We start from the raw sequence: 22023 nt of genomic DNA, 5'->3' as shown, positions 1-22023 counted from the left end.
GGACGGCGGCCCGTCGTGACTCAGAAATTCGGGTCGAAGCGGCTCGCGCCGGCGGTCCGCTCATCGGAGGACGGGGCACTCGCGCCGCCGCCCGGGCGCCGGGCGCCCGCGCCGCGGTCTCCGGCACCGGCCGGGGGCGGGACGCGCCCGGCTTCGTCACCGGGTCGTCCGATACGGCTGCCACGGCCGGGGCGGCCGGTGTTCCGGCGCCACCGCCGGTTCCCGTCGCCCCCGGAGGTCCGGGAGCCGCCCGAGGTGCGGGCACCGCGGCGGCCGTCGGCGCCGTCCCGCCGGGAAGCCGCTGACCGCCGGTCGTGGAAGACGATCTCCAGTCCGCCGCCGAGGGAGGCGGAGCCGCCGGGGGACAGCGGGATGTCCCGCCCGCCGTCCGGCCGGAACAGGAACCGCCCGGAGGCGGAGCGCCGCAGCCGGTGCACGGCGGCCGCTCCCGGCCCGGCGCGCCGCAGGGCGGGGGCCGCGCCCCGGGCCCGGTCCACCGTGAAGCGGAACTCGCCGCCGGAGCTCTGCCCCGGGCGGACGGTCAGCTCGTCCGGCCTGATGCCGTCGCCCCGCAACTCCAGCCGGACGCCGGTGAGATCGCGCCGCCGGTTCCGCGCCCGCAGCCGCACGGCCGCGAAGGCGGCCAGCCCGAGCAGCAGGACGGCGGCGGCGAGGAAGGCGCCCCACCACTCGTCCCAGAGGGTGGGCACCGGTTCGACGACGACGCCGATGAAGCCGTTGTCGAGAATCCGGCCGTCGTCGTCCGCGTCCGCGACCGTGATGCGGCCCCCGATCTCCCCCGGAGCCACGTCCGGGTCCAGGGAGAGCGTGAGCGGGACGCTCTTGCGGCCCTCCGCGGGCACCTCGACGGTCGCGGGGGTGATCCGCACCCCGCCGCCCGGCGGGCGGTCGGCGAGGGCCAGCCGCAGGGTGTGCGCGGTGGAGTCGCTGTTGCGGACCTCCAGCCGGCCCCGCACCTCGCCGCCGGGGTGGACGCTGCCCCGCTCCACGGTCAGGGCCGCCTTGACCGGGGGTGTGCCCAGGGTGACGCGGGCGTTGAGCGGCCGCCGGTCGCCGGTGACACCCGGCGCGGACATCCCGGCCCGCAGGGCGAGATCGCCGTCGGCGCCGTCCGGCACGGTCAGCGTCCCGGTGAAGCGGACGTCCCCGGCGCGCCGGTCGGGCCCCTTGCCGTCGTCGGCGAGGGGGACGGAGAAGGAGTCGAAGCCGCTGCCCGAGAGCTGCGCCGAGACCTTGATGCCCTTCAGCAGCCGCGGATCGTCGACGACCACGCCGCGCCGGGTCTGCATCCGGACCTCGACGACGGTCTTCTCCCCCGGGCGCGGCGAGGCCGGATCGAGGGTGACGGCGGAGCGCAGCTTGCCCTGCCAGATGGCCCGCACCGTCACCTCGCGGCCGCGGTGTCCCTCGGGCGCCTCCAGGTGCACGCGCCAAGTGCCGGGGCGGGGGTTCTTCACCCGCAGCGCCTCGACCGGCCCGTTCTGCCCGGTGGCCTCGAAGACGGAGCCGTCGAACGTGCCCCGGGTGGGGACCTTGCGGCCGCGCGGGTCGTAGTAGGTCGCCGTCACCTTCGGATCGTGCTTGCTGACGGTGATGGAGCCGTCGGTGGCGATCTCGGGGATGGTGACGGTCAGATCGGCGGGCGGTTTGCCCACCGTGCCCTGGGCGACCCGGGCGCAGCGCGCGGCGGCGAAGGTCTCCTGCAGCACCTTGCCGATCTCGGCCGAGCCGTCGAGCACGCGCGGCCGGGGCCGGGCCGAGGGCAGGTCGGCGCAGCCGTTGCGGTAGCCGCCGGCGGCCATGGCGGTGAGCATCTTCCGGTCGACGTCGCCGAAGCCGAGCGGCCAGATCTGCACGGACTCCTCGCGGGCCCGGGCGAGTTGCTCGGCGAGCTGCTTCTCGGCCTCCTCGGTGCGGCTCCTCGGGTCGTCGCCGTAGGCCCGGCTGTCGCGGACGTCGAGCCGGCCGTCGGTGAGCAGGAAGACCACCCTCGGGGTGGCGGGTTCGCCGTCCTCCGTCAGCCGGTCCAGTGCCTGCCGCAGGGCGGCGGGGAAGTCGGTGCCGGGACCCATTTTCCGTTCGTCCCGGCGGGACAGTTTCTTGACGCAGTCACTCAGGTGGTCCCGTCCCACGGCGTCGGCCACCGTGAGCTGGCAGACCTCGCGCACCGCGGACTGGCCGGGCTTCTCGGAGCTGCCGAAGCCGATGACCGTGGCCCGGGAGCGTTCGGATATCTCTCCCTGGGCGATCAGCGCGGCGGCCTCGACCTCCCGGGCCAGGTCGTCGGCGGACAGGCTCTTCGACTGGTCGACCACCACGGCGAAGTCGACCGGATCGGCGCCTTCGGCCGCGGCGGCGCGGGCCCCGGCGGGGACGGAGGCCGCGAGCGGGGCGGACGCCCCGGGTACGGCGGCCGGGCCGGCGGCCGTCGTGGCGGCCATGGCGGCCAGGCCCAGCAGGGCCCCGGCCAGTGTTCTCGTCCTTGACGTGTTTCTCATCTGAACCGTCTCTCACCACAGCCATGGGGAAGGGCCGGCGCCGCGGCGGGCGCCGGAGCGCGGCCGCGTCCGTGCGGCCGCCGGTACGCGTCGGGGGGCGCCGCGGGTCTCGTCCGGGTGCTCATGTGTCGTCCCAGTCGTCGAAGTCGGCGCCGAACCGGGTGCGGCGGCCGGTGCCGCCCCGCTGCTCCTCGCGTTCGCGCTGCTCGTCGCGGGCGCGGCGTTCCTCCCGGGCCCGTTCGGCGGAGGACTCGACGCTCGTGGGGCGGTGGATCCGGGGTTCCTCGTCCCAGGGGGGCAGCTCCGGCTCGGGCGGGCGGCCGCGGTCGTCGCGGTACGGGGCGGGATGCCGGTCCCGGTCGTCGGGGTAGCGGTCCGGGTCCCGGGGGCCGTCCCCGGCCCCGTGCCGGCCCCCGCTCCCGTGGTTGCCCTCGTCCTCGTCCCGGAGGCCGTCTCCGCCCCGGAAGCCGTCTCCGTCCCGGAAGCCGTCCGGCCGCTCGTCCCGGTACCGGCCCGGGCGCCCGGGGCGCGGGCCGTCCTCCAGTTCCCGCCGTGCCGGGCCGGTGGACAGCACCCGGTCGGTGACCCCGCCGATCACCCCGCCGGTGCTCTCCCGCAGATGCTGGAGCACCTCGTACATGCCGTCGTCGATGTCGTGGCGTTCGAGGATTCCCCGGTCGATCAGCCGGTTGAAGAGATTGATGAAGTCGGCCTGGCCCTGCCGTTTCTCCTGCCGGATCGCCTGGCGGATCTCCCACTCCTTCTCGGGGTTCCTCGCCATGTGGTAGATGATTTCGGCCTCTTCGCCCCGTTTCAGCACGGATTCCAGCTCGGCCGCCCGGTCCCGGGCGAGCCGGCGCTGGTGCGCCTCCCTGCGGCGCTCCGCCTCCGCCTGCGCCTCTTCCGTCGTCATGTCGAAGTGGATCTCGTCGCGCTCGCCGAGCCGCTGCCGGATGGGGTCGCTGAGGTCGACGAACACCCGGGTCGTGAGGCGCAGTCCGAGGTCGCGGCCGAGGTCCGGATGGCCCGCCGCCAGTTCCGCCCGGACCGCCTCGTCGGCCCGCTGGGCCTCCGTGAGCCGGAACCGGCGCGACACCTGGCGCAGCCCGTACAGCAGTTCGCCCTCCAGCAGTTCGCGCAGGTCCCAGACGCGCTTGCTGACGACCGTGTACGGGTCCTCGACCTCCCAGTGCACCTCGGCCCGGGCCTCAAACAACTGCGCGTCGCCCGCGGCCGGGAGCCGGAGGTCGAACACCGTCACGTTCCGGCCGAGGAGCACCTCGAAGACGGTGAACGGCTCCCGGAACCAGGGCTTGTCCCGGTCCTCCCGGCGGTCCGGCCACACCACGCTGTGCCCGCCGTTGCCGTACAGCAGCACGGCGGCGATCTGGCCGCTCCGCCGGGTGTAGGGCGGCGCGCACTCCCGCACCAGCGGGCCCGCCGGTCGGCCCTTCAGCCGCTCGCCCTGTTCTCCGCCCGCACCGGCGGCAGGCTCTGCCGTCGTCATCTCCCGCCTCCTTCTCCCACCGCGTCCCACATCAGGCGGGCGTCGTCCTTGTCCAGGGGTTCGTCGCGGTCGCGGACCAGGCGCGCCAGGAGATGGCGCAGCCGGTCGCGGTCCCTGCGCTCCACCGCGATGCGGCGCAGCAGATCGCAGGCGAGCTCCCGCTGCTCCGCGTCGCCGGCCGACCGGCGCAGGAGCGTGCCGAGGGTGTCGAGTGCCGCCTGGCCGGAGCGGGCTGTCGACAGGGTGTGCCGCACCAGGGCGGCGAGGGCGCCCGCCAGCCGCGGGTGCGCCGCGGGCACCGCGAGGACCAGCGGCTTACGGTCGTGCCCGGCCGCCGGTTCGGCCGTGTCCGCGAGTCCCCACAGAAAGGTGGCCCGGGTCCCGAGCGCCTTGATCACGCTCAGCAGGACGAGGTCGGCCGTCTCCGTCCGGCCGCTCAGCAGCCAGTCGGCGAGGCGCCGCACCACCGTCTCCGGCTCGGGCCCGGCCAGCAGCCGGGTGACGCTGAAGGAGGCCAGGGCCGTCAGGTCCGGGTCGTCGCCGTCGCGCACCAGGACGGCCAGGGCGTCGAGCGAGGCGGAGACGGAGCCGGCGGCCATGCCGTAGCCGTGGGCCAGGGCGGTGGTGCTCACCAGTTCCGGTTCCCCGCAGACCGCCCACTCCTTGAGGAGGGCGTGGACGGCGGGCCGCACGGCGGGCTCCCGGGCCGCCTCGGCCAGCGCCGTGGCCGCCGCCATCCGCTGCACCGCGCCGTCGGAGCGCGCCAGGGGGCCGATCAGCTCCCCGGCCCCGTGGACCCAGTCCCAGGAGCAGAGCACGCCCGCCGCGACGGAGGCCCGCACCCACAGCTGGGGGCGGGGGTCGCCGCAGAGCGACCGCAGCCAGCGGACGAGGGGGCCGCGGGCGTTGTGGTAGCCGTGCCAGACCTCCCGCAGCACGGCGGTGGGCAGGGCGTCGCCCTGGAAGCTGATGGCCCGCACCGGTACCCGGGCGTCGCCGAGGTCCAGTTCGGCGTCCTCCACGACGGCCCGGGCGGCGGCCGGCCGGACCTCGGCGTGGGTGCCGAACAGCCGTCGGCCCCCGGACGCCTCCGGGTCGAGGGTGGCCGCCATCTCCGCGGCGAGCCGCTCACCGGCCTCGGCGGTCAGACTGTGGGCGGAACCGTTGAACACCGCGACGGCGATGCGGAACGCGGCGGTGCTGAGGGAGGGCAGGGCCTCGGGCAGCGTGCCGGGGTTGTCCGCCCCGGCGAACCAGGTACGCGCCTGCGCCCGGACGAAGGTGGCGCAGTCGTCGAGCAGTTGGCGGTGTGTCAGCTCACCGCGCAGGCACCGGGCGAGGTGGTCGGCGAGGCGGGCCGCCTCCGCGGGCCGCAGTTCGGCCAGGCCGAGGGCCTCTCTGACGTCCGGCCCGGCGGCCAGCTCCAGGGCCTTGCCGAGGGCCTCCGGGGGCTCGCTCTTCAGCAGGACCCTCAGGTGCCGCAGCAGGACCTGTTCCGCGGGCGGCGGCGGGCAGTACACGCCGTAGCGGCCCCGGAGCATGCGGTCCGCCAGGTCTCCGCTCTCCACCAGCACGATGCCGTAGGCGCCCGCCTCGGCGAGCTTGCCCCGGAGGCGGTCCAGATGGAGTTCGGTGAGGACGGCGCCCGGGGGCCGGGAGCGGGCGCCGGCCCCCGGGCCGCGGGCCCCGTCCCGCTCCGGGGTGGCTCCCTCGGCGCCCTCGGCCTCCGGCATGATCTCCAGCAGATGGCCGTGGCCCCCGGTCACCTCCTCGATCTCGCGGACCCTGCCGCCGGGGTCCAGCCGGATCACGCGGTTGCCGGTCACCTCGGCGAGCAGGGAGAGTGCCGTGGCCGTACGGCCGCTGCCGCACTCCCCGCACAGCACCAGCAGGGCGCGCTCCCGCAGACGGCGCTTCATCCGCTGGTAGCCGGAGGTCTCGCAGTAGACACCGGCGAGGCGGTCCAGCTCCTCGGTGTGGACGGGCCCCTGGAGTACGGCCGGGCCGCCGCCGGACGACTGGCTGATGAAGTAGTTGCCCTCGAAGTACTGGCCGTCGGTGGCGAAGCTGACGCTCCGGCCCGCCCGCCCGGCCGCGAAGGTGCGGCGCGCCGCGTGCGCCGTACCGGAGCCGCCGGTGCCGCCCGGACTGCCGAGCGGGTCGCGCGCCGCCTGGTCGAAGCGCCGGTCCTCGGACCGCTCCGGGCCGTCCTCGGGGGTCCGGTTCTCCTCCGGCGCCTCCCCGGGGGACTCCGGCCGGGAGGTGCCCCGCGGGGCGTCGCGGGGGCCCTCCCGGGCCGGGGCGTCTCCGGCCGGGGCGTCCCGGACGGGGGCCGCGTCCTGGTCGCTCATGCGCCGTCACCATGGTTCGGCGCGGCGTCGGTCCCGTGGCCCTGGGCCGCGCCCCCGGCGGCTTCCCTGCGGATGCCGGTGAACCCCCCGTTGATCACGTTCTTCTCGAAGTACTGGAGATCGCCGTGGGCCGTGATCCGCCTGCCGCCGGGTATGCCGCCCTCGGGCTCCGGCGGGCCGCCGTCGCCGCCACCGCCACCGCCGGCCTCGTCGCCGCCCCGCGCCGGCCCGTCCCCGGTGGGCGGTTGCGGCGGGGGCCCGGGCGGCCGCGGGATCCCGGGCGCGGGCGACCGCGGGATGTGGAACCAGGCGGTCTCGTCGGTCTCCTTGGACCGCACCCGGGCGCTGCGGTAGTGCTCGGGCTCCACGTACCGTCCGCCCTCGGCCACCACGTTCTCGTACAGCCAGTCGGAGACGACCAGCAGCAGATCCGCACCGGGGGTGCCGGCCATGATGTCCTTGGCCACCGGGCTGTCGCAGAGCCGGCAGGCGAGGTCCACGGCCCGGCCCACCAGCCCCCTTCCGTCGTTCATCACCGGTCCGGCGTTCATCCCGACCCGCAGCCGCAGCCGCTCCGCGCTGCCCGCGTTGTGCTCGCGCAGGCACTGGTAGAGGGTGTCCGCCCAGCGCCCGACCATGAGCGACGGCGGGACCGCCGGGTCGAGCGCGGTGAGGATGCCGTCGCCCCGGTCCTCCTGGTGGAGCCGCCCGGGTTCGATGTCCACCGAGGCGTACGCCTCGGCGAACGCGGCGTACATCCCGTCGCGCATCCGTCTCTTCGCGTGCATCCCGAGCTTGCCCGAGCCGCAGGCGTCGCCGAAGACGACGAGCCTGTTGACCGCTCCCGCAGTGTTCACCCGATCCCCCTGTGCTGTGGTGCCGCGTACCAACGTGGCCGTGAACCGCGCACGGCGATGTAGCCGTTTACACAGTCGGCGCGGAAAACTCCGGCCGCGCTCCCGGCCGCGCTCCGTTCCGCGCCCGCTCCGGCCCGCCGTGCGCCGGTGACGGCGGCCGCCGGTCCGTACGGGCCGGCCCCGGCCGGGGCGCGCCTGCTACGGGGACGCGGATCGCACCCTCGCCGCCCCGGGGCACGGCCTCGCCGCTCATGCCCCGGACGGGGCGGCTCCCCGGGGGAGGCGGCACGGCCCGGCCGAGCGCGGTGGGAACCACCGGCGGATAACGGAATGAATAAATCCGCTCGAACGCATTCACTTTCGGCCCCCCGTGCGCAACCTTCCGACCGCCGACGGCCACGGCCCTCGCGGTGTGGCCACTCTCAGCAGCACGCGGGTTGCCCAACAAGGAAGTTGAGGATTCCTCACCCGATGGAGTGAAAATCCGGGCAGAACTCCCAACTCCGACCGTCCCAGCCGCTAGGTGCGGCGCCTGGCGAACCCCGGCAATCCCGTGGGATCCCGTCACCCGACACCGCGGCCTTCCGCCGGTCGAACGCCCGGTCGCATTCCCGCCAGCGGCACCCGCCCGGGTCGGCAAAGCTCGTCGGCATGAACCGACTTGAGGGAAAAGCGGCCGTGATCACGGGCGGAAGCCGGGGCATCGGTGCCGCTGTGGCGCTACGGCTCGCCGAAGAAGGCGCCGATGTCCTACTGACCTACGAGAACAGCGCGGAACGTGCCGCCGAGGTGGTGGAGCGGATCAAGGCCGTGGGCCGCCGGGCCGTCGCCGTCCGAGCCGACAGCGCGGTCCCCGAGGCGCTCACCGCCGTGGTGGACGAGGCCGCCGCGACGTTCGGCAGACTCGACATCCTGGTCAACAACGCCGCCGTCTTCCTCGTTGCCCCGCTGGAGGAACTGGTGGCGGCCGAGATCGACCGCACGCTGGCGGTGAACGTCCGCGCCCCGTTCGCGGCATCCCGGGCGGCGGTGCGGCACATGGACCGGGGCGGCCGCATCATCAGCATCGGCAGCAACATCGCCGACCGCGCGGTCTTCCCCGGATTGGCGTTGTACTCGATGAGCAAGACCGCGCTGGTCGGGATGACCAAAGGCCTGGCCCGAGAGCTCGGCCCGCGCGGAATCACCGTCAATCTGGTGCACCCCGGCCCCACCGACACGGACACCAACCCGGCCGACGGGCCGAACTCCGGGACGATCGCCGGCTTCACCGCTCTGGGCCGCTACGCGGAAGCGGCCGAGATCGCGGCCACCGTCGCCCACCTCGCAAGTCCGGACGGTGCGTACATCACCGGAGCCTCGATCCACGTCGACGGCGGCTTCACCGCTTGACCCGCGAGCTTCCGCAGCCGGGCCGGGGCATCGCGGCGCCGGCGGGCCGGACCGACGGGCGGGCGCCCCGAGAACACGCCGCTCCTCCGCCGTCGCGGCCGTGGAACGACGGTGGGCGCCCCGGGCCAACCCGGGGCGCCCACCGAACGGTTCAGGTGTTCAGTCCGCCCAGGGGATCTGCGGTGAGCGGTAGTAGTCGATGCCCAGGGCGTCCCAGCGGGGGCCGTGGGTGGCGATCCGCTGCCGGTAGTCCGCCCAGTCGTGGGTGGCGGCCGGGGACCAGCCCAGCTCCGCGATGCCCGGGAGGCGGGGGAAGGCCATGAACTCGATGTTGTCGTTGGTCTCCAGCGTCTCGGACCACATCGGCGCCTCGACGCCCAGGATCTTGTCCTCCGCCACGCCCTGGAGGTAGCTGCCCGGGTCCCAGTCGTAGGACTGCTGCGCCTCGACGTAGCCGGCCCAGCTCAGGCCGAGCGGGGTGTTCTCGTCGTACTTCATGTCGAGGTAGGCGCGGTTGGCGGGCGAGAGGATCATGCGGGTGCCGTTGTTGGCGGCGTCCGCGACCTCCTGCTCGGTGCCGGTCGTGCCCCAGTACTGGGCGACGGCGCCCTCGACGGGCTTCGCGCCGGTGATCTGGTGCCAGCCGACGACGGTCTTGCCGTAGCGGCCGACGATCTCCTGCGCGCGGTCCATGAAGGCCACGTAGTCCTCGTGCGGGGTGGAGTGGGCCTCGTCGCCGCCGATGTGGAGGTAGCGGCCGGGCGTCAGCTCGGCGAGCTCGCGGACCACGTCGTCGACGAAGTCGTAGGTGATCTCCTTGTCCACGCAGAGCGAGCTGAAGCCGACCTCGATGCCGGTGTAGAGCGGCGGGGCGACGCCGTCGCAGTTCAGCTCCGCGTAGGAGGCCAGGGCGGCGTTGGTGTGGCCCGGCATGTCGATCTCCGGCACGACCTCCAGGTAGCGCTCGGCCGCGTAGGCGAGGATCTCCCGGTAGTCGTCCTTGGTGTAGTAGCCGCCGGTGCCGCCGCCGACCTCCGTGGTGCCGCCGTACGTGGCGAGCCGGGGCCAGGAGTCGATCGCGATCCGCCAGCCCTGGTCGTCGGAGAGGTGCAGATGCAGCTTGTTGATCTTGTAGAGCGCCATCTGGTCGATGTAGCGCTTGACCTGCTCGACGGTGAAGAAGTGCCGGGAGACGTCCAGCATCGCCCCGCGGTACGCGAAGCGCGGCGCGTCGGTGACGGTGCCGCCGGGGACGGTCCACGGGCCGGCCTGGCGGCTGTCCGCCTCCACCCGCTCGGGCAGCAGCTGACGGAGCGTCTGCACGCCCCGGAAGAGGCCCGCGTGGCGCGGGGCGGTGATGGTGACGCCGCCGGGCGAGGAGCGCAGCCGGTAGCTCTCGGCGGCCGCGCCCTTCTCCTCCGCGCCGTCCCGGGCCTGCTTTCCGGCTCCGCCCGCGGAGCCGAGCCGCAGCTGGATACCGCCGCGGCCGGGGCGGGTGGTGACCGGCAGCTTGTAGCCGGTGGAGGGGCGCAGCACCGAGGCGAGCTGCTCGCCGATCCGCCGGCCCTCGCGCGAACGGTCCACGCGGATCAGGGTCTTGGGGCCGATCCGGTACGGCTTGCCGCCGGCCCGCACGGAGGCGGGGGCGGGCACGAGCCGGTCGAAGCCGGCGGCCGGGGCGGCCCCGGTGGAGCGTTCCGGGGCGGCCGAGGCGGTTCCGGAGGCCGCGGCTCCGCCGGTGACGACGAGCAGTAACGCGCAGAAGACTCTCGCGATGCTTCGGGGTTGTTTGCTGGGTGCGCCAGTTCGTCGCACGACGATCCCTTTCGACGGTGTCTGTCCGTGTGGGTGGAGCGACCGACGGGTCCCATGAGACCGGCGCACTTGAGCCGGGTCAAGGGTGTAGACCAATTTAGGTGTAGACCAATTCACCGCCCCCGGGCCCCGGCCCGCCCCGGCGCGGCCCCGCCGCCGCGGTCCCGGCCCCGCGGGCTCCGTACTCCCCGAAGGGCGGGAGGACAACGGCCCGGGAGAGCGGCGCCGAGCGGAACCACCGCCTCCCGCCCGCCGTTTGACAGAATCCGCCCATGGCGGAAATCACCCAGCAGGACGGCACCTGGACCTTCGACGGCGAGACCGTCCGCATCGTGCCCGGTCACGACAAGAGCGTGAGCCTTCTGCGCCGGACCCTCGGCGAACTGGCCGTCCCCCTCGCGGCCGTGGCCGGGGTCTCCCACGAACCGGGGCGCAAGGGCGGCCGGCTGCGACTGCGTCTCCGCCACGGCGCCGATCCGCTGCTCCAGGTCACCGGCGGCAAGCTGGACGGCGCCAACGACCCCTACCGGCTGGCCGTGGAGTCCGGGCGCGCCGACCTCGCCGGGTACTTCGTCGACGAGGTGCGGAACGCCCTCCTCCTGGACCAGGTGCCCTCCGGCCCCACCGACCGGTATCTGCTGCCGGGCCCGTCCGTGCCGCTGTCGGCGAGCGCCGGGGACGGCACGGCCTCCTTCGACGGCGAACAGGTCCGGCTGGAGTGGAACTGGAAGACGGACGAGTCGAAGAAGTCCGGCGGGCCCCGGGCGATCGCACTGCGCGACGTGGAGGCGGTGGAGTGGTCACCGTCGGCCGGGCTCGAGAACGGCTACCTCCGCTTCCTGCCGAAGGGCTCGGGCGCCGTGGCGGGCGGCAGCCGCATGCCGGCCAAGCACGACCCGTACGCCGTCGATCTGTACGGCTTCCGCAAGGACCCCCTGATGGCCCTGGTCGCCGCGGCCGTCGCCGCCCGGCTGCCCCATCCGGCCGCCCCCGCCGCCGGGCCGGGCGGGACCGGCGGCGGAGCCGGAGGCTCCACCCCGCCCTCCGTGGCCCTGGCCAAGACACCGGGCTCCGTCCCGGCCCCCCGGGACCCGGGCGGCGAGGACCACGACGCGCTGCTGCGGCGCCTGCGCGAGCTGGGCGAGCTGCACCAGGCGGGAGTCCTCACCGACGAGGAGTTCACCGCCGCCAAGAAGGCGGTACTCGGCCGCTTCTAGCCGCCACCCCCACCGCTTCCCCACCACTTCCCTCCACTCCTGCCCGATTCCGGGCAGATTTCTTGCACAACCGGGGCGTCCAGCGCCACTATCAGACGCATGCTCGAACGCCCCGCGTCCCACGACGACCTGGTCGACCACCTGGTCCGCTCCACGCCGCTCCAGCGCGGCGAAGCGGTCCGGGTGGTGCTGGACGTACTGGCGTACTTCGACGAGACGGTCGAGGACTTCGTCCGCCGCCGCCACCGCGAACTGCGGTCCGCCGGGCTGGCCAACGCGGAGATCTACGACCGGATCGCGGCGGAACTGCCGCACCGCGCGGTGGCGCCCCCCGAGCTCTCCCTGAGGCAGCTGCGCCGCATGATCTACGGCTGACGGCGCCACCGGAGCGGGAGCCGCCGGGCGCACGCGCGCGACGGAACCCGGCGGAACGGGGCGGACGGAGCGGGGCGGACGGGGCAGGCGGAGCACAGCGGAGCCCGCGAGCAGAGGCAGAGCAGAGCAGCACGCAGAGACGCACCGAGCACGACAACGAACGAGGGTCTGGGGTACAGCCATGTGTGGAATCGTCGGGTACATCGGCAGAAGAGACGTCGCCCCGCTGCTGCTGGAAGGGCTGCAGCGGCTGGAGTACCGCGGCTACGACTCGGCCGGCATCGCCATCGGCGCCGGGAGCGGAAAGGGCACGAAGGGCGCGAAGGGCACGCAGGGCGGCGCGCTGAGGACCGCCAAGGCCAAGGGCCGGGTACGGGACCTGGAGGCCCGCCTCCCCAAGCGCTTCGCCGGCACCACCGGCATCGCCCACACCCGCTGGGCCACCCACGGCGCCCCGAACGACGAGAACGCGCACCCCCACCTGGATGCCGGCGGCCAGGTCGCCGTCGTCCACAACGGCATCATCGACAACGCCTCCGACCTGCGCGCCAAACTCCTCGCCGACGGCGTCGAGTTCCGTTCCGAGACCGACTCCGAGGTCCTCGCCCACCTCATCGGCCGCGACGCCTCCGAGACCCTGGAGGAGAAGGTCCGCGGCGCCCTCCGGATGATCGACGGCACCTACGGCATCGCCGTGCTGCACGCCGGTTTCCCGGACCGGATCGTCGTCGCCCGCAACGGCTCGCCCGTGGTCCTCGGCATCGGCGAGAAGGAGATGTTCGTCTCCTCGGACGTGGCCGCGCTGGTCAGCCACACCCGCCAGGTCGTCACCCTCGACGACGGCGAGATGGCCACCCTCAAGGCCGACGACTACCGCACCTACACCACCGAGGGCAGCCGCACCTCCGCCTCCCCGACCACCGTGGAGTGGGAGGCCGAGTCGTACGACATGGGCGGCCACGACACCTACATGCACAAGGAGATCTGCGAGCAGGCCGACGCCGTCGACCGAGTGCTGCGCGGCCGGATCGACGACCGCTTCTCCACCGTCCACCTGGGCGGGCTCAACCTCGACGCCCGCGAGGCCCGCGCCGTCCGCCGGGTCAAGATCCTCGGCTGCGGCTCGGCGTACCACGCGGGGCAGATCGGCGCCCAGATGATCGAGGAGCTGGCCCGCGTCCCGGCTGACGCCGAGCCGGCCAGCGAGTTCCGCTACCGCAACGCCGTGGTCGACCCGGACACCCTCTACATCGCCGTCAGCCAGTCCGGCGAGACCTACGACACCCTCGCCGCCGTGCAGGAGCTGAAGCGCAAGGGCGCCAGGGTGCTCGGTGTCGTCAACGTCGTCGGCAGCGCCATCGCCCGGGAGACGGACGGCGGCGTCTACGTCCACGCCGGCCCGGAGGTCTGCGTCGTCTCCACCAAGTGCTTCACCAACACCGCCGTGGCCTTCGCCCTGCTCGCCCTCCACCTCGGCCGCATCCGCGACCTCTCCGTCGCCGACGGCAAGCGAATCATCGCGGGGCTGCGCCGCCTCCCGGAGCAGATCGCCGCGATCCTGCGCGACGAGGAGCGGATCGCGGAACTGGCCGCGGAGTACGCGAACGCGAAGAGCATGATGTTCGTCGGCCGGGTGCGGGGCTTCCCGGTGGCCCGCGAGGCCTCCCTGAAGCTCAAGGAGGTCAGCTACGTCCACGCCGAGGCGTACCCGGCGTCCGAGCTCAAGCACGGCCCGCTGGCCCTGATCGAACCGGCCGTGCCGACCGTCGCCGTCGTCCCGGACGACGACCTGCTGGAGAAGAACCGCGCCACGCTGGAGGAGATCAAGGCCCGCAGCGGCCGCATCCTGGCGGTGGCGCACCGGGAGCAGGAGAAGGCCGACCACACGATCGTGGTGCCGAAGAACGAGGACGAGCTGGACCCCGTTCTGATGGGCATCCCACTCCAGCTGCTAGCCTACCACTCGGCGCTGGCCCTGGGCCGGGACATCGACAAGCCGCGCAACCTGGCCAAGTCCGTGACGGTGGAGTGAGGTTGTCCTGCTCCGGGGCCGCGCCCGGGGCCTTCCGCCGGATCGTGTGACGCTTGGCCTCCCCGGTCGTGGGGCCGGGGGGTGAGAGGGGCGGCCCGGCACTCGCGCGACGGGTGCCGCCGGCGCCCCACCCGCCAGTCGCCGGTCCGCAGGGCCGGAGGGCCGCAGGGCCGGAGGGCCGCCCGGCGGAGACCGGGGAATCACCGGCAGGCGGTCGGCGGACGTGCCACAGTGGTCGTCGGCCGACCCGGTCGCCAGGGAGAGCACCGGGTCCTTGGGGGGGACACATGGCTGCAGAGGCACACACGTCCGCAGGACGCCCGGTCCGCGATCTGGTCCGCGAGGTCATCACCGAACTCGCGCCGGAGGAACTCCCGTTACTGGAAGGGCTCCTGGAACTGGACGATGCCGCCGCCGTCCGCCGCCTGAGCGGTCACGGGCAGCGGCGGGAGCCGCTGGGCTTCGGCGTCGGCGAGATCGCCGTGCTGGTCACCCCGGTTGTCTGGCTGGCCCTGGACCAGGCGGCCCGGCGTATCGGCGACATCGCCCTGGAGCGCGCGTCGAGAGCGTCGGCCGGTGCGCTGCGCCGGCTGTTCCGCAGAAACCCTCCGGCGGTCGTGGTACCACCGCTCACCCGCGAACAGCTCACCGAGGTGAAGCGGCAGGTGCTGGAGACCGCCGAGCAGCGCGGTCTCACCGCCCCGCAGGCCTCGGAGATCGCCAATGCGGTCGTGGCCGGGCTGGTCCTCGCCGACCCGCCTCCCCCGGACGGGGGCGATCCGGGCTCGCCCGCCGCAGCCGGTCCCACGCCGGAGGGCTAGCACGCCATGGGCGTGACGGCCGCTCGGTCCCGGATCGACGAACGGGCGATGGGCGCCGGGACCACGGTGCGCTTCGCCCTGCTGGTGGTCCTGCTGCTCGCCGCGGGCGGGGCGATGATGCTGCCCGTCGTCAACTCCCTGCGCCACACGGATGCGATCGACTGCACCCTCGCGGCAGGGATCGATCCGGACCGTAACGGGGACATGGCCTCGGTGGCCAACGCCCTGAGCCAGGCCGTGGCCCACCGGGCCTGTATGGAGGAGCACGCGCCACCGCCCGCGCCGTGGCTCCTCTACGGCTGGCCGGTCCTGCTGCTGGTCACCGCCGCGCTGCTGTTCGTCCTGCTGCCCGTTTGGAAGGCCCGGCGCCGGCGTGCCGTTCCGCTGGAATCGGTGGATCCGGACGGTGACATCCGTGCGCTGCTGGTCGGCTTGGCGGCGACCGCCGGTCTGGCCCGGGTCCCCCGGGTGATCGTGGACCGGGCCTCGGTGGCCACGGGGGCCGTGGTCTTCGGCCGCAACCGCCGGCCGACCGTGTGCCTGTCCGGTGGTCTGCTCGCCTGCCGACGCCGTGACCCGGAGCGCTTCCGGGCCGTCCTGCTGCACGAGTTCGCCCACATCGCGAACCGGGACATCACCGTCACCTACGGCACGGTCGCCGTCTGGCGCGTGTTCCTCGCACTGGTCCTCCTGCCCTATCTCCTCTGGTCGGGCAGGCGGGTCCACGGCTTCCTCACCTGGTGGGGCGAGCCCAGCGACCTCCCGTCGCTCACCCGCGGCCTGCTGCTGCCCGCTCTCACCGCCGCCCTCGTCTTCCTCGCGCGGTCGGACGTGCTGCGCGGCCGGGAGGTCTACGCGGATCTCGCGGCGGTGCGCTGGGGCGCGGACCCGCACAAGTGGGACGTCCCGGAGCCGACCGCGGCGGGCGGCCGGCTCCGGAGCGCGCTCGGCCCGCTACGGGAGTTCCGGGGCACGCACCCGCGCTGGGACGAACGCCGGGGCGCACTGGCGGATCCGGCGCCGCTCTTCGGGGCCCGCGCCCTGCCGATGTTCCTGACCGGGGCCGCGGCAGCGATGCTCACCACCCATCTGCTGACGTATCTGTGGGCCTACAACCTGTACAGCCTGTGGCGGGTCCAGTTGGTCTCCCTGGCCCCGGCCGCCCTGGTCGCCGGGGTGATCGGGACCGCGCTGTGGCGGTCGGTGGCCTACGCGGTCCTCACGGGCGACCGGCCCCCCTCGGGAGTGCGGGCGGGCCTGTGGCTCGGTGCCGGACTCGGTGCCGGCGGGCTGTTCACCGGATACGGGGTGAGCGACGCCCAGTGGATTCCGCCACGGCCCGCGGTCCTGCTTCTCGTCGTGTGCGCCGGGGTCGCGTTCGCCGGGTGGGTCACCCAGTGCGCCCGGCTGTGGGCCGCTACCTGGCGCGGTCGCTCCCTCCGGCCGCCGCTGCTGGCCGGTCTGGGGGCCGCCGCACTGGTGCTGTCCGCGTGGTTCGCCTGGTGGACCATGCACGGAACGTCCTGGGCGGCCGGGGCGTCGTACAGCGACAGCGCCCTGCGGCAGGGCGTGTTGAACGTGTTCCCCGGTTCCGGCGGTGCCGGTGCCACCGGGGGCGCGGAGACGGCAGGTTCGGCCGTCGTGTCCACCCTGGCGGCCGCCTGGCCGATTCTGGGCGGCTTCGTCGCCTATCCGCTGATTCCCGCCGCGTTGGCCGCCCTGTGGGTGGTACCGCTGACGGCCTGGTCGCTCGGCCGGACCCCGGGCACCCCCCGCTGGGTGACGAACGCCCTGCCGGGCGGGGACAGCCCGCCAGTGGCGACGGGGGAGCCGCTGCCGCCTCTGCGCCGGGTCCTGGGACCCGGGCTGCTCGGCGGGGCCGCGGCCTGGCTCGCCGTCGCGGGTGCGCAGGCCCTGCTGCCCGCACGGCCGGCCGGTCCGCGGGACGGGGCCGGCCTGCACGAAGCACACTATCTGGCATGGCTGTTCGCCGCCCTGTTGGTGCCGGCAGCGGTGGCCGCTTCCGTCGCGGCGACGCGGTCGGGGCGGGGACGCCGGCTGGTCGCCGCCCTGGTCGCGGCGGAGTCCTCGGCCCTGCTCGGGCTCATGGGAATGGCTCTGCTCGTCTCGTCGGACGGCTGCGTCGGGCCGTTGAACACCCTGGCGAGCGACTGCTCCTGGCGTCCGGTCTGGGACACCATGGCGTGGACGCTGCCCCGGCTGGTCAATGGCGTCCTCGCGCTCGCCGCGATCAGCGCGCTCCTGGCGGCCGCGGCGGGATCACTCCTCCGGCGCGTGCGGCCGGGAGTGACGCGGCCGGCGGAGGACGCAGCGGGCGACGAGCCCGCACCGCGCGGCGGCCGGGCGGCCGGTGCCCGCCGCCTCGGAGGCCGCCTGGCAGCCGCCACGGCCGTGGCGGCGGCGGTGGCGGTCGCCGTGGTGGAGCCCGTCTCCCTGGCGGCGTTCCACACCATGGTCCCCGACGCGGCCACGACTCAGCAGGTCGCCCGGCGATGGACGCAGGCCGCGGCCCCCGCCGTGTCCGCCGGCACCAGGGCACGGCAGGTCCATGCCTGGCACCGGCTGGGCGGCCGCTTTCTGCTGGAACACGCCGAGGCCAACGACGACTACCTGCGCACGGTCCTGCGCACGGCCGTGGACACCGAGAACGTCCGGCTGCCCTACCTGGCCCGCCTCCGGCCCATCTGCGCCGACTACGGCAGGATCGCCGGCTGGGTGAACGGCGCCTACTTCCGCGCGCCCGACCGCGAGGCGCAGACCGCCTGGCACACCCTCGGCCTCAGGGCGCAGAAGGGCAGCGCCGACTGCGAACAGGCACTGCGGCAGCAGGACATCACCCTGTTCGTCGAGGCGATGCGGGAACTGCTCGCGGCCGGGGACAGCGCCGGAAGGGCGGCGGGGAGGGTAGAAGCAGTGCTGCGCGAAGCGGGTTACGAGGACTACTTGCGATTCACGCGGAAGGCGCGCGAACCGGCTCGGTGAGCTGCCACTCCGGAGCCGTCCCACCCGCCGGCCGGGGCGGGCGCCCGGCGGTCCGGCCCACGCGGGCCCGGAGAACGCCGGGGAGACGGGGGCCGGCCCCCGCGCGTGCCACCATACGCGCGGGAGGCGGTCTCCCCCGGGGGCCCGCGCTGCCCTGCGCGCCGGCCCGGATGCCGTCCGCCGGTGACCGTCACGTCCGGACGGCGGCACCACTCCTCAGGTCAAGTACCCGCCACCTGGGCGCGTTTCACCCGTACGCATGAGTAGTTTCCGCACGTCCGGGCGGTGCGCGGCGGCGCGGGCCGGCGGTTCCGCAGGGCCGGCCCCCCGCTCCGGGCGGCCCCGGGGGGCGGTGACGCGATCCGGCCGCGGCGACGGCGGCACTCGAGGCGTGAAAGGGGCGCTGGGAGGCAGAGGGGCGCAGCGGGGTTTCGGACACCTCCGTCGCCCGGCGCGTCCGGGCCGGCACCGTCGGTGCGCCACCCCGGACCGGCGTACTCCGCGCCGGTCCGCGCCCCCGCCCGGGGCACGGCGGCCCGGCGGCTCGGGGGCGGCTCAGGGCACGGCGACGACCGGGCGCCGGGCGCGGCGCGTCAGCCGTCCGGCGACCGAGCCGAAGATCCGGCCGGCCAGCCCGTGGGTGGAGCCCACGACGATGGCGTCGGCCGCGTACTCCCGGCCGACCTCCTCCAGTTCGTGGCAGATGTCCCCGCCCCGTTCGACCAGGATCCACGGCACCTCGGCGAGATGGTCCGCGCAGGCCAGCTCCAGTCCGAGCACCTCGGTGCGGTGGTCCGGCACATCGACGAAGACCGGGGGTTCGCAGCCCGCCCAGACCGTGGTGGGCAGCCGGTTGGCCACATGGACGATGATCAGGCCGCTGCCAGTGCGCCGGGCCATGCCGATGGCGTAGGCCAGGGCCCGCTCGCTGGAGGTGGAGCCGTCGAAACCGACGACGACACCGTGCCGGAAGGCGGGATCGCAGGACTGGCGCGTCTCGTCCGCCGCTTCCAGGTCCGCCAGGGGATCGGCGACCTGCTTGCGGTCGGCGGGTTCGGGGATCTCGTGACCGGCCATCGGTATCTCGGCGAAGAATGTCCTCTGCGGAGGGAACGGCGGTTGGCGGCCGAGCGGTCGCGGGGGCGGATAGTCCGGGAATCTACTTCCCAAGCCCTTGCCCCAAGGGTACGGCGAGTTCCCCCGCCTGCCCAGGCTCCGCCACCGGGCGGCCCGGGACCGGCAACCGGCGCAGCCGCTGGTGCGGCTTTCCGGGAGCATGCCCGAGCGGGGCCCTCAACGCAATGCCTGCTGGTCGGCGGCGTGCCCCGGCTTGCCGGCCCGGGGCCGGCCGGGGTCCGGGGACGGCCCGGCGGACGGGCGCGGTGGGCGGGGTGGCCGGCTCCGCGGCGGACTCCGGGCGGCGCGGGGCCGGGACGCCGGGAGGGCGGCGGGCGGAGGGCCGGCGCCGCACGGCGAGGGGGCGCACGGCGGGCGCACACGCGCGTGGGTGGCGCGCTGCGTACAACAGCCTGACTCGAACTGTTGATCCCACTTCTTTTCGGCCAACTTGGCGCCGCAGTACATCCTTTGCCGACCCCTGCCCCCAACCCCCTTCCCACCTGCGAAGAAAGAGCCGCGAACGGCTCTCGCTCCCTACGGGGGCGGCTTCTTGGCCACAGTGCCCACTTCCCACCGGAGCCATCGAGTGCGACGCTTCGTGATCGAATGCTTTACGCCAAGTTGCCATGTCGACTTAGCGGTGGGTGGTGAACTTGTCTCGCCGACCACATGGGACACAGTAGATTCGATCTTGGCCATTCACGGCGGGGGACTCGTGCAGGACCGAGGGGAAACGTGCAGGTTCGACACTATCGAGGAGCCGCGACCACCGAGGGGGGCTTAGTTCCATGAGCCAGGACTCCACGACCGTACCGGAGGCCGCCCGGAAGCTTTCCGGCCGCCGCCGCCGGGAGATCGTCGCAGTGCTGCTCTTCAGCGGCGGCCCCATATTCGAGAGCTCCATCCCGCTTTCCGTATTCGGAATCGACCGCCAGGACGCCGGCGTTCCCCGCTACCGGCTTCTGGTGTGCGCCGGTGAAGAGGCCCCGCTGCGGACGACCGGCGGACTCGAACTGACCGCGCCGTACGGCCTGGAGGCGCTCGCGCGCGCCGGGACCGTCGTCGTGCCGGCCTGGCGGTCCATCACATCGCCGCCGCCGCAGGAGGCGCTGCAGGCGCTGCGCAGGGCCCATGAGGAGGGCGCCCGGATCGTCGGGCTGTGCACGGGCGCCTTCGTGCTGGCCGCGGCCGGTCTGCTCGACAGCCGGCCCGCGACGACGCACTGGATGTACGCGCCGACGCTCGCCAAGCGGTATCCGTCGGTCCATGTGGACCCGCGGGAACTGTTCGTCGACGACGGCGACGTCCTGACCTCCGCCGGAACGGCGGCGGGCATCGACCTCTGTCTGCACATCGTGCGGACCGACCACGGGGCCGAGGCCGCCGGAGCGCTCGCGAGGCGCCTGGTGGTACCGCCCCGGCGCACCGGCGGGCAGGAGCGCTATCTCGACAGGTCTTTACCCGAGGAGATCGGCGCCGACCCGCTCGCGGAGGTCGTCGCCTGGGCGCTGGAGCATCTCCACGAGCAGTTCGACGTGGAGACCCTCGCCGCGCGCGCCTACATGAGCCGGCGGACGTTCGACCGGCGGTTCCGGTCGCTCACCGGGAGCGCCCCGCTGCAGTGGCTGATCACGCAGCGGGTGCTCCAGGCGCAGCGGCTCCTGGAGACCTCCGACTACTCCGTGGACGAGGTGGCGGGCCGGTGCGGCTTCCGCTCACCGGTCGCGCTGCGCGGGCACTTCCGCCGCCAGCTCGGCTCCTCCCCCGCGGCGTACCGGGCGGCCTACCGGGCCCGCCGGCCCCAGAGCGGCACCGAGCGGGCGGAGCGCCCCGACCGGACCGAGCGCCCGGAGCGCCCGGACCGACCCGACCGCCCGGAGCGGATGGAGCGCCCCGACCGGCACGACCGGCCGGCCGGCGGCGATCCGCGTGCGGACGGCCCCGCGGCCGCCGCCGCCTCGCTGGCGGCCCTGCGCCGCGCGAACGCCGCGCAGCACGGCGGTCACGGGGCGCCGGCCGGGGAGCCGTCCCTGCCGGAGGCGGAGACGTACGCCGGGCGGTTCGCGGAGCACGGCGGCCGGGCGGTGGGGCGGTCCTCCGTGCCCGGTCAGCGCGACCGCCCCGTAGGGTGAGGCGCATGAACGACCGCATGGTATGGATCGACTGCGAGATGACCGGCCTCTCGCTGGCCGACGACGCTCTGATCGAGGTGGCCGCGCTGGTCACCGACTCCGAGCTGAACGTGCTGGGCGAGGGGGTGGACATCGTGATCCGTCCGCCGGCGGAGGCGCTGACCACCATGCCGGAGGTGGTGCGCGAGATGCACACCTCCTCCGGCCTGCTCGCCGAGCTCGACGGCGGGACGACCCTGGAAGAGGCCCAGCGGCAGGTGCTCCGCTACGTCCGCGAGCACGTACCGGAGCGCGGCCGGGCCCCGCTGTGCGGCAACTCCGTCGGCACCGACCGGGGCTTCCTCTCCCGGGACATGCCGGACCTGGAGAGCTATCTCCACTACCGGATCGTGGATGTGTCCTCGGTGAAGGAGCTGGCCCGGCGCTGGTTCCCCCGGGCGTACTTCAACAGCCCGGAGAAGAGCGGCAACCACCGGGCGCTGGCGGACATCCGGGAGAGCATCGCCGAGCTCCGCTACTACCGGGAGGCGGTCTTCGTGCCCTCGCCGGGCCCGGACTCGCCGACCGCCAAGGCCATCGCGGCGAAGCACCGGCTGCCCGCGGGCTGAGCCCGTCCGCGGGAGCCACCGGGGCCGGAGGCTCCCGCGGAAAGCCTGGCGCGACGGCCCCTGCGGAACGTGTACACTTTTTCTCGGCCGGTGCACAGCCGGTCGTGGTGGGTATAGCTCAGCTGGTAGAGCACCTGGTTGTGGTCCAGGATGTCGCGGGTTCGAGTCCCGTTACTCACCCTGAATGATCAAGGCCCGGTCTGCGGAAGCAGGCCGGGCCTTCGTCATGCCCGCGCCCGCGGGGAGGCGGGCGGGAAACACTCCGGCCGCCCGGA

At 74.4% G+C, this 22023-nt stretch carries 14 protein-coding genes and 1 tRNA gene; 9 read left to right on the top strand and 6 right to left on the bottom strand.

The genetic code is table 11. The features are described from left to right. Nucleotides 1–20: 20 nt before the first annotated feature. The 4 genes from LIX60_RS20815 to LIX60_RS20800 all read right to left on the bottom strand — a co-directional run bounded on the left by LIX60_RS20815 (nucleotide 21) and on the right by LIX60_RS20800 (nucleotide 7234). The gene (locus LIX60_RS20815) at nucleotides 21–2519 is read right to left on the bottom strand and encodes a vWA domain-containing protein (RefSeq protein WP_227959832.1); all 2499 of its coding nucleotides are present in this window, start codon (nucleotides 2517–2519) and stop codon (nucleotides 21–23) included. A gap of 121 nt (nucleotides 2520–2640) precedes the next feature. Then, the gene (locus LIX60_RS20810) at nucleotides 2641–4026 is read right to left on the bottom strand and encodes a hypothetical protein (RefSeq protein ID WP_227959831.1); all 1386 of its coding nucleotides are present in this window, start codon (nucleotides 4024–4026) and stop codon (nucleotides 2641–2643) included. Further along, complete coding sequence (locus LIX60_RS20805) at nucleotides 4023–6377, bottom strand: hypothetical protein (RefSeq protein WP_227959830.1); 2355 nt, start codon at nucleotides 6375–6377, stop codon at nucleotides 4023–4025. Before LIX60_RS20805 ends, LIX60_RS20810 begins: the two co-directional genes overlap by 4 nt. Further along, on the bottom strand, nucleotides 6374–7234 hold the full coding sequence (locus tag LIX60_RS20800) for a hypothetical protein (RefSeq protein WP_227959829.1): 861 nt from the start codon (nucleotides 7232–7234) through the stop codon (nucleotides 6374–6376). Before LIX60_RS20800 ends, LIX60_RS20805 begins: the two co-directional genes overlap by 4 nt. A 651-nt stretch (nucleotides 7235–7885) precedes the next feature. On the opposite strand from LIX60_RS20800, the gene LIX60_RS20795 reads away from it, so the two are divergent. Continuing rightward, a complete protein-coding gene (locus LIX60_RS20795) occupies nucleotides 7886–8626 on the top strand; it encodes an SDR family NAD(P)-dependent oxidoreductase (protein WP_227959828.1) in 741 nt (246 codons plus the stop codon). Between the two features lie 159 nt (nucleotides 8627–8785). Here LIX60_RS20795 and LIX60_RS20790 read toward each other — a convergent pair whose 3' ends face one another. Beyond that, complete coding sequence (locus LIX60_RS20790; protein ID WP_227959827.1) at nucleotides 8786–10441, bottom strand: beta-N-acetylhexosaminidase; 1656 nt, start codon at nucleotides 10439–10441, stop codon at nucleotides 8786–8788. Between the two features lie 272 nt (nucleotides 10442–10713). Here LIX60_RS20790 and LIX60_RS20785 point away from each other — a divergent pair, with 272 nt between their 5' ends. From LIX60_RS20785 to LIX60_RS20765, 5 genes are all read left to right on the top strand, one after another. Continuing rightward, nucleotides 10714–11658, top strand: a complete 945-nt coding sequence (locus LIX60_RS20785; RefSeq protein ID WP_227959826.1) for a DUF4429 domain-containing protein — start codon at nucleotides 10714–10716, stop codon at nucleotides 11656–11658. A gap of 99 nt (nucleotides 11659–11757) precedes the next feature. Next, a complete protein-coding gene (locus LIX60_RS20780) occupies nucleotides 11758–12033 on the top strand; it encodes a hypothetical protein (protein WP_043471389.1) in 276 nt (91 codons plus the stop codon). A gap of 181 nt (nucleotides 12034–12214) precedes the next feature. Then, nucleotides 12215–14065, top strand: a complete 1851-nt coding sequence (gene glmS, locus LIX60_RS20775; RefSeq protein WP_227959825.1) for a glutamine--fructose-6-phosphate transaminase (isomerizing) — start codon at nucleotides 12215–12217, stop codon at nucleotides 14063–14065. 287 nt (nucleotides 14066–14352) lie between these two features. Further along, the gene (locus LIX60_RS20770; protein WP_227959824.1) at nucleotides 14353–14886 is read left to right on the top strand and encodes a hypothetical protein; all 534 of its coding nucleotides are present in this window, start codon (nucleotides 14353–14355) and stop codon (nucleotides 14884–14886) included. Between the two features lie 12 nt (nucleotides 14887–14898). Further along, a complete protein-coding gene (locus LIX60_RS20765) occupies nucleotides 14899–17889 on the top strand; it encodes a M56 family metallopeptidase (protein ID WP_227959823.1) in 2991 nt (996 codons plus the stop codon). A gap of 555 nt (nucleotides 17890–18444) precedes the next feature. Here LIX60_RS20765 and LIX60_RS20760 read toward each other — a convergent pair. Further along, nucleotides 18445–18966 (bottom strand): universal stress protein, encoded by a 522-nt coding sequence (locus tag LIX60_RS20760; protein ID WP_019706644.1) that lies wholly within the window; start codon nucleotides 18964–18966, stop codon nucleotides 18445–18447. Nucleotides 18967–19796: 830 nt separating this feature from the next. On the opposite strand from LIX60_RS20760, the gene LIX60_RS20755 reads away from it, so the two are divergent. From LIX60_RS20755 to LIX60_RS20745, 3 genes are all read left to right on the top strand, one after another. Beyond that, nucleotides 19797–21140, top strand: a complete 1344-nt coding sequence (locus LIX60_RS20755; protein ID WP_227959822.1) for a helix-turn-helix domain-containing protein — start codon at nucleotides 19797–19799, stop codon at nucleotides 21138–21140. A 5-nt stretch (nucleotides 21141–21145) separates the two neighbouring features. Further along, the gene (orn, locus tag LIX60_RS20750; protein WP_019711436.1) at nucleotides 21146–21748 is read left to right on the top strand and encodes an oligoribonuclease; all 603 of its coding nucleotides are present in this window, start codon (nucleotides 21146–21148) and stop codon (nucleotides 21746–21748) included. A 107-nt stretch (nucleotides 21749–21855) separates the two neighbouring features. Then, nucleotides 21856–21928, top strand: a tRNA-His gene (locus tag LIX60_RS20745). Nucleotides 21929–22023: the final 95 nt, after the last annotated feature.

Origin of the sequence: Streptomyces sp. S07_1.15 (genome assembly GCF_020739505.1) — a bacterium.
GTDB lineage: Bacteria > Actinomycetota > Actinomycetes > Streptomycetales > Streptomycetaceae > Streptomyces > Streptomyces xinghaiensis.
Note: the sequence above shows the minus strand (reverse complement) of the source record. Positions and strands in the feature narration are given on the sequence as shown.